This window comes from Streptomyces sp. S465 (assembly GCF_026898115.1).
Taxonomy (GTDB): Bacteria; Actinomycetota; Actinomycetes; order Streptomycetales; family Streptomycetaceae; genus Streptomyces; species Streptomyces luomodiensis.
This window is the reverse complement of the sequence record NZ_CP114036.1, coordinates 9457399-9474041: the sequence shown is the minus strand read 5'-3', so window position 1 is coordinate 9474041 and position 16643 is coordinate 9457399. Positions and strand designations below refer to the sequence as shown.

General features: G+C 74.4%; 1 pseudogene. It reads right to left on the bottom strand.

What is annotated here, in order from left to right:
* Positions 1-26: 26 nt before the first annotated feature.
* Positions 27-16589: pseudogene (locus tag N6H00_RS39405) on the bottom strand (SDR family NAD(P)-dependent oxidoreductase); the annotation flags it as partial.
* Positions 16590-16643: the final 54 nt, after the last annotated feature.

Sequence of the window (16643 nt, the reverse complement as noted above, 5' to 3'; positions counted from 1 at the left end):
AGTCCGGTCAGCCAGTCGAGGACGACCTGCGCCGTCTTGTCGGCATGCTCCTCCAGCAAGGTGAAGTGGTCGCCCGGTGTCTGCGTCACGGTGTACGGCTGCGGCCAGGACGTCTGCCAGTCGTCAGGACCGATCAGCTCGGGCGGGGCGCCGTCGAGCGGTTCGGAGGCCCGTACGAGCAGGGTGGGGACGGAGATCCGCGGCGCCTCCCACGTCCCGAGCAGCTCCAGGTACCGGCCCATGGCGGACAGCCGCGCGTCGGTGAACCCGAGGATGTCGCTCTCCCGCCGGGCCATCCCCGCGAACACCGCGCCCAGCACGCCGTCGCTCACCGCCGTGCCCCCCTCGTCGCCCGGCAGGTAGGTGTCCAGCATGGCGACGCCCGTGACCCTCCGGCCCGCGCGTTCCAGACCGGCGGCGACGGCCTGGGCCAGCAGACCGCCTGTGGAATGGCCGACGAGGACCAGGGGGCCGTCGGAGGTGTCCTGTTCGAGCGACAGGAGGTGGTGCTGCACCGCCGCCTCCATGGTGGCCGGCAGCGCCTCACCCTCGGCGAAGCCGGGGTTGGCCAGGACACGGACGTCCTGCGCGGGCTCGAAGGAGGTGGCGAGCCGCAGATACTGCTGGACACCGCCCAGCGCGACGATCGACGGGACGCACACGACCACCGGGCCGGGACCGGAACTCCCGCGGGCGATCCGCACCGGCGCCGACACCCGCACCGCCCCGCGGCCGCCCGCGGGATCGCTCCCCTGACCGGCGGCGCTCCCCGTACCGGGGCCGGCCGACCGGTCCGTACCGGTGGCGTCGAACACCGGGCGCAGCCGGGCGAACTCCCGGGCCATGGCCAGCGCCACAGTGGGCTGGCCGGCGTCGCACGCCTGCCGGAACAGCGCGGTGAGCGGAGCCGCCGCCCGGCCGCCCCCGGATGCGTCGGCCGCGGTTCCCGCGCCTCCCGGCGCCGGGGCGGCGAGGCCGTCGGCCAGGAAGCGGGCGAGGCCGAGCGGTGTGGGGTGGTCGAAGACGGCCGTCGGGCTCAGTTCGGCGCCCGTGGCCGCCGTCAGCCGGTTGCGCAGCTCCACGGCGGTCAGCGAGTCCAGACCGAGTTCCAGGATCGATGTCTCGGCGGGGATCTCCTCGGACGACGCGTGTCCAAGCACCACGGCCACCTGGTCCCGTACCACCGTGACCAGGGCCGCTTCGCGCTCGGCTGCCGGGAGCCCGGCGAGCCGCCGCCGCGTCCGGTCGGCTTCCTCCCGCGCGGGCAGCGCGGAGGCCGCCCGGCGGGCGGGCCGCACCAGGCGGCGCAGCAGGGGCGGCACCGGTCCGGCGCCCGCCCGCCCGCGCACCGCGGCCAGGTCGAACGAGGCGGCCAGGACGGCCGGCGCGCCGAGCTCCAACGCGGTGTCCAAGAGGGCCAGCCCCTCCTCGGCGCTCATCGCCTTCACCCCGGCACGGGCCATGCGCTGCCGGTCCGCCTCACTCAGCTCCCCCGTCATGTCACTGGCCGGGGCCCACAGACCCCACGCCAGCGAGGCCGCCGGGAGTCCCTGGGCCCGGCGCGTCACCGCGAGCGCGTCCAGGAAGGCGTTCGCCGCCGCGTAGTTGCCCTGCCCCGGGCTGCCGAGCACACCGGCGGCCGAGGAGAACAGCACGAACGCCGACAGGCCCATCTCCCGCGTCAGCTCGTGCAGATGCCACGCCGCGTCCGCCTTGGACCGCACCACCTCGTCGACCTGCTCACCCGTCATCGACGCGATCGTGGCGTCCCGCAGCACACCGGCCGTGTGCACCACCGCCGACAACGACACACCTGACAGCACATCCGCCAACGCCCGCCGGTCGGACACATCACACGCCACCACATCGACCCGGGCCCCCAGCTCCGTCAGCTCCCGGACCAGTTCCCCCGCGCCGGGCGCATCCGCGCCACGGCGGCTGAGCAGCAGCAGACGCCGCACACCCCACCGCCGCACCAAGTGCCGCGCCACCAGCCCGCCCAACGTCCCCGTACCACCGGTGACCAGCACCGTGCCGTCCGCCGACCACACCGGCAGCCGCCCGTCCTCCTCCTCGCCGGGCACGGCGCGCACCAGCCGGGCCGCCAGCACCCGGCCACCCCGCACCGCCAACTGGCTCTCCTCAGCCAGCACCAGGGAGGGCAGGATCTCCAGACCGGCCGCCTCATCCACATCCACCAGCACCAGCCGGCCCGGATGCTCGCTCTGCGCCGAACGCACCAGACCCCACACGGCCGCACCCGCCAGATCCGTGACCGCCTCCTCCGGGTCAGCGCTCACCGCGCCCCGGGTGACCACCACCAGCGGCGGCCCAGCCGGGTCCGCCCCGTCCAGCCACCGCCGCACCTCCTCCAGCACCTGCCGGACCGCCGCCGCGGGGGCGGCGGGCAGCGTCCGGCAGTCGGCGACCGGCGGCGCGGGGTGTTCCACGGACGGGACGGCGGCGCCGGCGACCGGCTCCCACCGCACCGTGAAAAGCTTGTCGTCGCCGCTCCGCCCGGCGGCGGCCAGCCGCTCCAGGAACACCGGGCGGGACAGCAGCGACCGCACCGAGGCCACGGGCACACCGTCGGCATCGGCGATCTGGATACGCGCCGCCTCCGGCCCTTCCGGTGTCACCCGCACCCGCAGCCCCGACGCACCGACCGCGTGCAGCCGGACCCCGGACCAGACGAACGGCAACAGCGCCTGCCCGCTGCCCGCGTCGGCCTGTTCCAGGGCATGCACGGTGAGCACGTGCAGCGAGGCGTCCAGCAGGGCAGGATGGACACCGAACCGGCCCGCCTGCTCCGCGGTCTCGGGGTCCAGGGCGACCTCGGCGTACAGGTCGCGGCCCTGCCGCCAAACGGCCCGCAGGCCGCGGAAGGCGGGCCCGTACTCGTAGCCCTGCCCTGCCAGCCGCTCGTACACCTCTTCCACGGCGTCCTCGGCGAGCACCGGCTCGGCCCCGGCCGGAGGCCACTGCGCCAGGTCGAAGCCGGTTTCGACGCCGGCGCCTTCGGTGGTGAGCACGCCGCTGGCGTGCAGCGTCCACCCTCCGTCCGGCTGTTCCCCGGACGCCACGGGCCGGCCGGCGCGCTCGGGCCGTGCGTACGCCTGCACCGTCCGGCGGCCGTCGTCGGCGGCGCCGACCACCAGTTGCAGCTGCACCGCGCCGGTCTCCGGGAGCGCCAGCGGCGCGTGGAGGGTCAGTTCCGCCAGCACGTCGCAGCCGGCTTCCTCGCCCGCGCGCAAGGCCAGTTCGAGGAAGGCGGTGCCGGGCAGCAGTGCCGAACCGCCGATCGCGTGGTCGGCCAGCCACGGGTGGGTCCGCAGGGACAGCCGCCCGGTCAGCACCACGGCGCCGTCCGCGTCGGCGAGGGCGACGGCCGCACCGAGCAGCGGATGCCCAGCGGCCTCCAGGCCCGCCGACGCAACGTCCGCCGCGCCGTCCGTGGCGTCCAGCCAGTACCGACGGCGCTGGAAAGCGTACGTGGGCAGCGGCACCCGCCGGGCGCCGCTGCCGGTGAACGCCTCGGCCCAGGTGACGGCCACACCGTGGGTGTGGGCCTCGGCCAGGCCGGTCAGCAGCCGCGTCCGGTCGTCGTCGCCGCGCCGCAGCGTCCCGAAGGCCGCCACCGTGACGGACATCTCCTCGGCCGTCCGCTGCACCGCGGCGGTCAGCACCGGGTGCGGGCTCACCTCGATGAACGTCCGGTGCCCGGCGGCCACCAGGGCCCGTACGGCGTCCTCGAACCGTACGGTGTCGCGCAGGTTGCGGTACCAGTAGTCGGCGTCGCACGCCGCGGTGTCGAGCGGCCCGCCGGTGACCGTGGAGTAGAACGGCACCGTCGCCGACCGCGCCGTCAGCGAGGCCGCCACCGTGGTGAACGCCTCGCCGATGGCCTCCATCTGCGCGGAGTGGTACGCGTACTCGGCACTGACCTGGCGGGTACGGACGCCGTCCCCGGCGCACGCGGCCACGAACTCCGCCAGTTCCCCGGCCTCCCCGGCGACCACGACCGACTCGGGACCGTTGACCGCCGCTATCTCGAGGTTCCCGGTGAGCCGGGCGCGGACCCGTTCCTCGGGCAGTTCGACCGCGGCCATGCCGCCCTGGCCGGCCACGCCGGCCTGGTACAGCAGCCGCGCCCGCGCCGTGATCAGCGCCGCGGCGTCCGGCAGCGACAGCCCGCCGGCCACACACGCGGCGGCGATCTCACCGCGGGAGTGCCCCACGACGGCGGCCGGGCGCACGCCATAGGACTCCCACACCGCCGCCAGCGACACCATCACCGCGAACAGCACCGGCTGGCCGACGTCCACGCGCTCCGCCGACGGCGCGCCCTCCTCCCCGCGGACGACCGCGAGCAGCGACCACCCGGTGTACGGCGCGAGCGCCGCCGCGCACTCGGCCATCCGGCTCGCGAACACCGGCGAGCTCTCCAGCAGCCCTCGGGCCATCCCGAGCCACTGCGAGCCCTCGCCCGAGAAGACGAACACCGGCTCGTGCCCCGTGGCCGGCCCGCCCCGCACCACACCCGCGGCGGAGCGGCCTTCCGCGACGGCACCGAGGCCGGACACCAGCTCCTCGCGGTCACGGCCGAGGACGATCGCCCGGTGCTCGAACAGCGACCGGCCCGTGGCCAGGGAGTACCCCACGTCCACCGGGCGCGGAGCGCCGTCGCCGGTCACCGCCTCGGCCAGCCGCCGCGCCTGTTCCGCGAGCGCCTCGGCGGAACGCGCCGACAGCATCCACGGCACCGGCACGTCCGCACCGTCCGCGGGCCCCTCCTCCGTCCGCGCTTCGTCAACCGGCTCGGCCGGCGGCAGCTCGTCCAGGAGCGGCGCGTCGGGGGACGGCCCCCCGGCCGGCGGCTGTTCGAGGATGACGTGCGCGTTGGTGCCGCTGATGCCGAACGACGACACCGCCGCCCGGCGCGGCCGGTCCACCTCCGGCCACGGCTGATCCTCGGCGAGCAGCCGGACCGCGCCCGCCGACCAGTCGATGTGCCGGGACGGCTCCCCCGCGTGCAGCGACCGGGGGATGACACCATGACGCATCGCCATGATCATCTTGATCACACCGGCGACACCGGCCGCGGCCTGGGTGTGCCCCAGGTTGGACTTGATCGAGCCCAGCCACAACGGCCGGTCCTCCGGGCGGCCCTGACCGTACGTGGCCAGCAGCGCCTGCGCCTCGATCGGGTCGCCCAGCCTGGTACCCGTGCCATGGCCCTCGACCACGTCCAACTCGGACGGATCGAGCCGGGCGCCGGCCAGCGCCTGCCGGATCACCCGCTGCTGCGACGGGCCGTTCGGCGCCGTCAGACCATTGGACGCGCCGTCCTGGTTGACCGCGCTGCCGCGCACCACCGCGAGCACGGGGTGGCCGTTGCGCCGCGCGTCGGAGAGCCGTTCCACGACCAGCAGCCCGACCCCCTCCGACCAGCCGACGCCGTCGGCCGCGTCGGAGAAGGACTTGCACCGGCCGTCGGGCGCCAGGCCGCGCTGCCGGGAGAACTCCACGAACGTCGTCGGGGTGGCCATCAGCGCCACACCGCCGGCCAGGGCGAGGGAGCACTCGCCGTTGCGCAGCGCCTGCGCGGCCAAGTGCAGGGCCACCAGGGACGACGAGCACGCCGTGTCCACCGTCACCGCCGGCCCCTCGAACCCGAAGGTGTACGCCACCCGGCCGGACGCCACACTGCCCGCGTTCCCCGTGGACAGCAGGCCCTCGAAGCCCTCCGGCACCTGCCGCAGCCGCGCGGCGTAATCGCTGTACATCACACCGGCGAACACACCCGTGCGGGTGCCGCGCAGCGACGCCGGGTCGACGCCCGCGCTCTCGATCGCCTCCCAGGCCGTCTCCAGCAGCAGGCGCTGCTGGGGGTCCATCGCCGTCGCCTCGCGGGGGCTCACCCCGAAGAAGCCCGCGTCGAAATCCGCCGCGTCGTGCAGGAAGCCACCGTGCCGACTGTAGGACGTACCCGTACGGTCGGGGTCCGGGTGAAAGAGGTTCGCCAGGTCCCACCCGCGGTCCACGGGGAACTCCGAGACGACGTCCCGGCCGCCCGCGACCAGCTGCCACAGCTGGTCCGGATTCCCGACGCCGCCCGGGTACCGGCACGCCATGCCCACGATCGCGATCGGCTCGTCCGCCACGGCGGCCACGGCCGGCTCGGCCCCGGCCGCGTCGGCGGCGCCCACCAGCTCGCCGAGCAGATACCGCGCCACCGCCGCCGGGCGGGGGTAGTCGAAGACCAGCGTGGCGGGCAACCGCAGACCGGTGACCGCGCCGAGCCGGTTGCGCAGCTCCACCGCCGTCAGCGAGTCGAAGCCCAGCTCGTTGAAGGCCCGCTCGGCACCCACCGCCTCGACACCGGCATGGCCGAGGGCCGCCGCCGCCTCGGACCGGACGAGGTCCACCAGCAGCCGCTCGCGCTCGGGTTCCGTGAGCCCCGCCAGCCGCCGCACCAGGTCGGAGGAGCCCGCGCCGCCCGCGGCCACCCGCCGCGAAGGCCGCACCAGACCGCGCACCAGCGGGGGAAGGTCCGGCCCCTGGCGCTGGAGGACGGAGAGGTCCAGGCGCATCGGCAGTACGGCGGCCGCCGAACCCGCCGTCGCGGTGTCGAAGAGGGCCAGCCCCTCCTCAGCGCTCATCGCCTTCACCCCGGCACGGGCCATGCGCTGCCGGTCCGCCTCGGTCAGCTCCCCCGTCATGTCACTGGCCGGGGCCCACAGACCCCATCCCAGCGACACCGCCGGGAGTCCCTGGGCCCGGCGCGTCACCGCGAGCGCGTCCAGGAAGGCGTTCGCCGCCGCGTAGTTGCCCTGCCCCGGGTTGCCCAGGACGCCGGCGGCCGAGGAGAACAGCACGAACGCCGACAGGTCCATCTCCCGCGTCAGCTCGTGCAGATGCCACGCCGCGTCCGCCTTCGCCCGCAGCACCTCGTCGACCTGCTCACCCGTCATCGAGGTGACCGTGGCGTCCCGCACCACACCGGCCGTGTGCACCACCGCCGACAACGACACACCTGACAGCACATCCGCCAACGCCCGCCGGTCCGACACGTCACACGCCACCACATCGACGTGAGCGCCGAGCCCCGCCAGCTCCTCGGCCAGCAGCCCCGCGCCGGGCGCATCCGCGCCACGGCGGCTGAGCAGCAGCAGACGCCGCACACCCCACCGCCGCACCAGATGCCGCGCCACCAGCCCGCCCAGCGTCCCCGTACCGCCGGTGACCAGCACCGTGCCGTCCGCCGGCCACACCGGCAGCCGCTCATCCCCGCCGGCGGCGCGCACCCGGGTCAGCCGGGCCGCCCGTACCTGGCCGTGCCGTACGGCCAGTTGGGGCTCCCCGGCCGCCAGCGCGGCGGCCACCACCACCGGCACGTACTCGTGGTCGTCCGCATCGACCAGGAACAGCCGCCCGGGGTGCTCGCTCTGCGCGGAGCGCACCAGACCCCACACAGCGGCACCCGCCAGGTCGGCCACGTCCTCGCCGGGCGCGGTGCTCACCGCGCCGCGCGTGACCACCACCAGTGGACAGCCCGCCGTCTCCGGCCGGGCCAGCCACTCCTGTACGGCCGCCAGCACCCGGCGCACCTCGGCGGAGACCGCCCGCGGTGTGTCCGCACCGGCCGACGCCTCCGTGGCCGTCCGGCAGTCCACGACCACCGCTCGCGCGCCGTCGGTGTCCTCGGGAAAGGAAACGCCCTCGGCCCACTCCACCAGCCGCGCCGGCTGGACCGCCGAGTGGACCACGGGCACCCACTCCACCCCCAGCATGCCGTCGTCACCGCGGGAGGCCGTGGCCAGCTGCTCCGGTGTGACCTCGCGCATGGTGAGGGTGTCGACCGAGATGACGGGCGCGCCCGCCGTGTCGGCGATGGCCACGGCCACGGCGTCGGCCGCGGTACGCGTCAGCCGGACCCGCAGCGCGGAGCCGCCGACGGCGTGCAGCCGCACCCCGGACCAGGCGAACGGCAGGATGATCTCACCGCTGGAAAACGCCTGAAGGGCCATGGACTGGAGGGCCGCGTCGAGCAGGGCGGGGTGGATGCCGAACCGCCCCGCCTGCGCCGCCGCGTCAGACGGCAGCGCGACCTCGGCGAAGACGTGGTCCCCGCGCCGCCACACGGCCCGCAGCCCCTGGAACACCGGTCCGTAGCCGTATCCGGCCTCGGCCAGCCTCGCGTAGAAGTCGTCGACCGGCACTGCCTCGGCGCCCGCGGGCGGCCATTGCGTCAGTTCGAAGTCCGGCTCGGCACGGTCACCGGCGACCAGGGTCCCGGCGGCGTGCTGCACCCACTCGGCGGCCGACTGGCCGTCCTCGACCCGGGAGTGGACGCCGACGGGCCGCCGCCCGTCCACGACATCACCGACCACCACCTGCACCTGGACCGCCCCGGCCGCCGGGAACACCAGCGGGGCGTACAGCGTCAGCTCCTCCACCGTGTCGCAGCCGACCTCGTCACCGGCGCGCAGCGCCAGCTCCACGAAGGCCGTGCCCGGCAGCAGAACCGACCCACCGATCACATGATCCGCCAGCCACGCGTGCGTGTGCAGCGACAGCCGCCCGGTCAGCACCACGGCGGCATCCGCCTCCGCGACGCTGACCGCCGCGCCCAGCAGAGGGTGGCCGGCCGTGCCCAGACCGGCGGACACGACATCCGCGGTCTGTGTGGAGGACCCCAGCCAGTACCGCTGGTGCTGGAAGGCGTACGTGGGCAACTCGACCCGCCGCGCACCGAGGCCCTCGAACCACACGGCCCAGTCGACATCCACACCGTGCACATACGCCTGCGCCAGGCTCGTCAGCAACCGCTCCTGATCGTCCTCGCCCCGGCGCAGCGTGCCCAAAGCCACGGCGGAAGTCTCTTGCTGTTCGGCGGTCTGCTCCACCGCGCCGGTCAGCACCGGATGCGGACTGACCTCGATGAACAGCCCGTGCCCCGCCCCCAGCAACGCCTGTACCGCGGCCTCGAAACGCACCGGCTCCCGAAGATTCCGCCGCCAGTACCCGGCATCCATCGTGGCCGTGTCCAACAGCTCGCCGGTCACCGTCGAGTACAGCGGCACCTCGGACGCACGCGGAGACAACCCAGCGACCGCCGCCGCCAACTCCTCACCAATGGCCTCCATCTGGCTGGTGTGGAAAGCGAACACGTCACTGACCCGCCGGACACGAATACCGTCCCCCTCACACGCCTCAGCGAACCCGGCAACCTCCGCCGGTTCCCCCGCGACCACCACCGACGCGGGCCCGTTCACCGCCGCGATCTCCAACCCACCCGACAACCGCTCCCCCACCCCCTCCGCCGACAACGCCACCGACACCATCGCCCCCGCACCCCGCGCACCCACCAGCAACCGGCCCCGCGCCACCACCAGCCTGGCAGCATCCGCCAGCGACAACGCACCAGCCACACACGCCGCCGCGATCTCACCCCGCGAATGCCCCACCACAGCCGACGGACGCACCCCATAGGACTCCCACACCGCCGCCAACGACACCATCACCGCAAACAACACCGGCTGACCCACATCCACCCCATCCAGCGACGGAGCACCCTCCTCACCCCGCACCACCGCCAACAACGACCAATCCACATACGGCTCCAAAGCCGCCGCACACTCCGCCATCCGGCCCGCGAACACCGGCGAACCCTCCAACAAACCCCGGGCCATCCCCACCCACTGCGCACCCTCACCCGAGAACACAAACACCGGACTCTTGCCAGCCTCCGCAGCAGCACGAATCACACCAGGCGCCGCCGTATCGCGGGCGACGGACTCCACTCCGGCGAGCAACACGTCGCGATCCCGCCCGACCACGACCGCACGATGCTCGAACGACGCCCTGCCCGTGGCCAGCGAGAAACCCACATCCACCGGCCGCAGCCCCGACGCCACATCCACCAGCCGCCGCGCCTGTCCCATGAGGCCCGACTCGGTCTTCGCCGAGACCACCCACGGCACCAGGACGTCACCGGTCGGCTCCACCGGCTCGTCCGCGTTCTCGGCCGGGCCCTGCTCCAGCACCACATGCGCGTTGGTGCCGCTGATACCGAACGACGACACCGCCGCCCGGCGCGGCCGGCCCACCTCCGGCCACGCCCGCTCCTCCGTCAGCAGACTCACCGCACCCGCCGACCAATCCACATGCCGCGACGGCTCCCCCACATGCAGCGTGCGCGGCATCCTGCCGTAACGCATCGCCATCACCATCTTGATGATGCCGGCGACACCGGCCGCCGCCTGCGCGTGCCCGATATTCGACTTCACCGAACCCAGCCACAACGGCCGGTCCTCCGGACGGTCCTGACCGTACGTCGCCAGCAGCGCCTGCGCCTCGATCGGATCACCCAGCGTCGTACCCGTACCATGCGCCTCCACCACATCCACATCACCGGGACCGAGCCGCCCACTGGCCAGCGCCTGCCGGATCACCCGCTGCTGCGACGGACCATTCGGCGCCGTCAACCCATTCGACGCACCATCCTGATTCACCGCCGAACCCCGCACCACCGCCAACACCCGATGACCGTTGCGCCGCGCGTCCGACAACCGCTCCACCACCAGCAGACCCACACCCTCGGCCCACCCCGTACCATCCGCATCGTCCGAGAACGACTTGCACCGGCCGTCGGGCGACAGCGCCTTTTGCCGGCTGAAGTCGACGAACAGGCCGGGTGTGGTCATCACCGTGACACCGCCCGCCAGCGCCAGATCACACTCACCGTTCCGCAGCGCCTGCGCCGCCAGATGCAACGCCACCAGCGACGACGAGCACGCCGTGTCCACCGTCACCGCCGGCCCCTCCAGGCCGAAGGTGTACGCCACCCGGCCGGACATCACGCTCGCGGCGCTGCCGGTCGCCAGGTATCCGACGCTCTCTTCCGGCGCCCCCACCACGTACGCGGCGTAGTCCTGCGCGTTGCTGCCCACGAAGACGCCGGTCCGGCTGCCCAGCAGGGTCGACGGGTCGATGCCCGTACGCTCGAATGCTTCCCACGCCGTCTCCAGCAGCAGCCGCTGCTGCGGGTCCGTCGCGGCTGCCTCTCGGGGGCTGATGCCGAAGAACGCGGCGTCGAAGTCCGCGACCGCGGACAGGAAGCCGCCTTCGCGGGTGTACGACGTGCCGGGGTGCTCCGGGTCCGGGTCGTAGAGCCCGTCCACGTCCCAGCCGCGGTCGGTCGGGAAGCCGGAGATCACGTCCGTTCCGTCGGCCACCAACCGCCACAGGTCCTCGGGGGTGCCGACCCCGCCCGGGAAGCGGCAGGCCATGCCCACGATCGCGATCGGCTCGTCGGCGACGGCGGCCACCGGCAGCTCGGGCCGGGCCGCGTCGGCGGTGCCCACCAGGTCGCCGAGGAGGTACCGCGCCACGGCCACCGGGCGGGGGTGGTCGAAGACCAGCGTCGCGGGCAGCGTCAGGCCGGTGACCGCGCCGAGCCGGTTGCGCAGCTCCACGGCGGTCAGCGAGTCGAAGCCCAGCTCCTTGAACGCCCGGTCGGCGGCGACCGCGTCCGCTCCCGCGTGGCCGAGGACGGCCGCGACCTCGGTGCGGACGAGGTCGACGAGGAAGCGTTCGCGTTCCGGCTCGGCCATGGCCAGCAACTGGCGGGCGAAGGCGGAGGAGCCCTCGCCGCCCGCGGCCGTGCGCCGGGAGGGCCGGATCAGCCCGCGCAGCACGCTGGGCACCGTCTCGGTCTGCCGGCGCACGGCGCTCCAGTCGAAGGACGCGGGCATAACGGCCGGCGTGTCGAGCCGCAGCGCGGTGTCGAAGAGGGCCAGGCCCTCCTCGGGGCTCATCGCCTTGAAGCCCGCGCGGGCCATGCGGCGGCGGTCCGCCTCGGTCATGTCGCCGGTCATCTCACTGGCCGGGGCCCACAGACCCCACGCCAGCGACACACCCGGAAGGCCCTGGGCCCGGCGCGAAGCGGCCAGCGCGTCCAGGAAGGCGTTCGCCGCCGCGTAGTTGCCCTGCCCCGGGCTGCCGAGCACACCGGCGGCCGAGGAGAACAGCACGAACGCCGACAGGCCCATCTCCCGCGTCAGCTCGTGCAGATGCCACGCCGCGTCCGCCTTGGACCGCACCACCTCGTCGACCTGCTCACCGGTCATCGACGCGATCGTGGCGTCCCGCAGCACACCGGCCGTGTGCACCACCGCCGACAACGACACACCTGACAGCACATCCGCCAACGCCCGCCGGTCGGACACATCACACGCCACCACATCGACCCGGGCCCCCAGCTCCGTCAGCTCCCGGACCAGTTCCCCCGCGCCGGGCGCATCCGCGCCACGGCGGCTGAGCAGCAGCAGACGCCGCACACCCCACCGCCGCACCAAGTGCCGCGCCACCAGCCCGCCCAACGTCCCCGTACCGCCGGTGACCAGCACCGTGCCGTCCGCCGACCACACCGGCAGCCGCTCGTCCTCGTCCTTGTCCTCGCTGGGCACGGCGCGCACCAGCCGGGCCGCCAGCACCCGGCCACCCCGCACCGCCAGTTGGTCCTCCTCCCCCACCGCGGAGAACGCGGCCGCCAGTCCGGCCGCCTCGTCCAGGTCCACCAGCACGAACCGGCCCGGATGCTCGCTCTGCGCCGAACGCACCAGACCCCACACGGTCGCGGCGGCCAGGTCGGCCACGTCCTCGCCGGGGGCGGTGCTCACCGCGCCACGCGTGACCACGGCGAGCCGGGTGCCCGCGAGCTCCGGCAGGGTGAGCCACTGTTGCAGCAGGGGCAATACGGTACGGGCCGTCCCGCCCGCGGCTGGGTGGATCACCACGTCCGGGGCCGGGGTCCCGGCCCCGATCGCCTGCCGCAGGTCCTCGACGTCGGCGAAGTCCGTGCCGAGCACCACCGGCGCCGGGGTTTCCGACGCCTGCGCGGACGCGGGCACGGGTGACCACTCCAGCCGGAACAGTGAGTCGCCCGTGCCACGCACCGCCACTTCCACGCGGCGGGACGTCACGGAGTCCACGGCAGCCACGGGGGCGCCCGCACCGTCGGCGAGCTGCACGGCGCCGTCGGCCGCGATCCTCACCCGCAGGACCGAGGACCCGACCGCGAACAGTCGCACACCCGACCAGTCGGAGGGCAGGGTGATGCCACCGGTCCCGTGGTCCGTCGCACTGTCGGCGTTCGCCGTCGTCAGGTGCAGGGCGGCGTCGAGCAGCGCCGGGTGCATGCCGAACTGGGCCGCCTGTCCGGCGGTGTCGGCGGGCAGCGCCACCTCGGCGAAGAGGTCGGTGCCCCGCTGCCAGGCCGCCCGCAGGCCCTGGAACGCCGGACCGTAACCGTGGCCGCGGTCGGCGAGCCGCTCGTAGAGGCCGTCGACCGGCAGCGGCCGGGCGCCGGCAGGCGGCCACTGGCTCAGGTCGAAGGAAGGGGCGGCCGTGTCCGTGCCGGCGGCCAGGACGCCGGCCACGTGCTGGACCCACCCCTGCGCCTCGTCGGCGCTCTCGACGCGTGAGTAGACCGCGACCGAGCGGCGGGCGCCCGCGGGGGCGCCGATGACGAGTTGCACCTGCACACCGCCCGACGCGGGCAGCACGAGCGGCGCCCTGAGGGTCAGCTCCTCCACGACGTCGCAGCCGACCTCGTCGCCCGCGCGCAGGGCGAGTTCGACGAACGCGGCGGGCGGGAAGACGGCCTCGCCCGCCACGGCGTGGTCGGCGAGCCAGGGGTGGGTGTGCAGGGAGAGCCGGCCGGTGAGCACGACGCTGTCGCTGTCGGCCAGCCGGACGGCTGCGCCGAGCAGCGGGTGTCCCAGCGCGCCGAGGCCGACCGCGCCGATGTCGCCGCTGCCCGGCTCGTCCGGCAGCCAGTACCGCTCGTGCTGGAAGGCGTACGTCGGCAGCGCCACCCGGCGGCCGCCGTGGAACGTGGCGGTCCAGTCGACGGCCGCGCCGTGCGCGTGGGCCTCGGCCAGGCTCGTCAACAGCCGGTACGGCTCCTCCTCGGCGCGGCGGAGCGTGCCGATCGCCGCGACCCTCCGCTCCAGCCGCTCGGCGTTCTGCTGCACCGCGCCGGTCAGCACCGGATGCGGGCTGACCTCGATGAACAGCTCGTTCCCCGCCTGGATCGCCGCCTCTACCGCGGCGTCGAACCGCACCGGCTGCCGCAGGTTCCGGTACCAGTAGTCGGCGTCAAGCGCCGTGGTACCGGTCGGCTCGTCCTCGCCCTCACTCCGGCCCGGGGACGCCTCGTCTCCGACCGTGGAGTAGAAGGGCACCCGCCCCGCCACGGGCCGGATCCCGGACAGCGCCTCGGCCAGTTCGTCGCGCAGCTGCTCGACATGGGCCGAGTGCGACGCGTAGTCCACGGCTATCCGCCTGGCCCGTACCCCGTCGGTTTCGCAGCTCGCCACCAGCGCGTCGAGTGCGTCGGGGTCACCGGAGACGACCACCAGCTCGGGCGCGTTGACCACGGCCACCTCGAGGCCGCCGCCCAGCGCGGCGATACGGGCCTCCACCCGCGCCAACGACGCCGCCACGGAGACCATGCCGCCCTGTCCCGAGAGGCGCAGCAGCGACCGGCTGCGCAGGGCCACGACCTTCGCCGCGTCCTCCAGCGACAGCGCTCCGGCCACACAGGCGGCGGCGATCTCGCCCTGGGAGTGCCCCACGACAGCGGACGGGCGCACCCCGTAGGACTCCCACACCGCCGCCAGCGACACCATCACCGCGAACAGCACCGGCTGGACGACGTCCACGCGCTCCAGCGCGGCGGGGTCCGCGGCACGGACCACGTCCAGCAGGGACCAGTCGGTGTGCGGGGCCAGCGCCGCCGCGCACTCGGCCATCCGCCCGGCGAAGACCGGCGAGCCGTCCATCAGCCCGCGGGCCATACCCACCCACTGGGAGCCCTGGCCGGGGAAGACGAACACCGGGCCGCCGTCGACCTCCTCGCCCCGGACCACACCGGCGGCGGACCGGCCCTCGGCGAGGGCCGCGAGACCGGACAGCAGCTCGTCGCGGTCGCGGCCGACGACGACGGCGCGGTGCTCGAACCGCGTCCGCGCGGCCAACGAGAAGCCGATGTCCAGGGTGTCGAGTCCGGTGAGGGAGCCGGCGAGCCGCCGCGCCTGATCGGCGAGAGCCGCTTGGGTACGGGCCGACAGCAGCCAGGGCACCGGGGCGCCCTCGGCCGGCCGGTCCTCGGCGGCGGCCGGCGCGGACGGCTCCTCGGCGGGCTCGGATGCGGGCCGGGTCTCGGCGGGGGCCTGCTCCAGGATGACGTGGGCGTTGGTGCCGCTGATCCCGAACGACGACACCGCCGCCCGGCGCGGCCGGTCCACCTCCGGCCACGGCTGCTCCTCCGTCAGCAGACTCACCGCGCCCGCCGCCCAGTCCACGTGCCGCGACGGCTCCCCCACGTGCAGGGTGCGCGGCAGCACCCCGTGCCGCATCGCCATCACCATCTTGATCACGCTGGCCGCGCCGGCGGCGGCCTGGGCGTGGCCGATGTTCGATTTGACCGAGCCCAGCCACAGCGGCCGGTCCTCCGGGCGGTCCTGACCATACGTGGCCAGCAGCGCCTGCGCCTCGATCGGGTCACCCAGCGTCGTGCCCGTACCGTGCGCGTCCACCACGTCGACGTCGCCGGGGCCGAGCCGGGCGCCGGCCAGCGCCTGCCGGATCACCCGCTGCTGCGACGGACCGTTCGGCGCCGTCAGACCATTGGACGCACCGTCCTGGTTGACCGCACTGCCCCGCACCACCGCGAGCACCTGGTGGCCGTTGCGCCGCGCGTCCGACAACCGCTCCACGACCAGCAGACCCACACCCTCGGCCCACCCCGTACCATCCGCGTCGTCCGAGAACGACTTGCAGCGCCCGTCGGGGGCGAGACCCCGCTGACGGGAGAACTCCACGAAGGTGGACGGCGTCGCCATGACCGTGACACCGCCGGCCAGCGCCAGATCGCACTCACCGTTCCGCAGCGCCTGCGCCGCCAGATGGAGTGCGACCAGCGACGACGAGCACGCCGTGTCCACCGTCACCGCCGGCCCCTCGAACCCGAAGGTGTAGGAGACCCGCCCCGAGGCCACGCTGCCCGCGCTGCCGGTCGACAGCATCCCCTCGAACCCCTCGGGCGCGCGGTGCAGCCGCACGGCGTAGTCGCCGTACATCAGCCCCGCGAACACCCCCGTACGACTTCCCCGCAGTCCCGCGGGGTCGACCCCCGCACGCTCCAGCGCCTCCCAGGCGGTCTCCAGCAGCAGCCGCTGCTGCGGGTCCGTGGCGGTCGCCTCGCGCGGACTGATCCCGAAGAAGTCCGCGTCGAAGTCCGCCGCGTCGTGCAGAAAACCGCCATGCCTGCTGTACGACTTCCCCACACTCTCCGGGTCCGGGTCATAGAGCCCGTCCACGTCCCAGCCACGGTCCGAGGGGAACTCGGTGATCGCGTCCCCGCCCTCGGTTACCAGCCGCCACAGATCCTCCGGCGAGGCCACACCACCCGGATACCGGCACGCCATACCCACGATCGCCACCGGCTCATGGCCGGCGGCTTCGGCCTTCTGCAGACGCTGGCGGGTCTGCTTGAGTTCCCCGAGCGCAGCCGCGAGATACTGTCGGAGCTTTTCTTCCTCGGCCATCGGTCTTTCGCCTTCCTCGGGTGA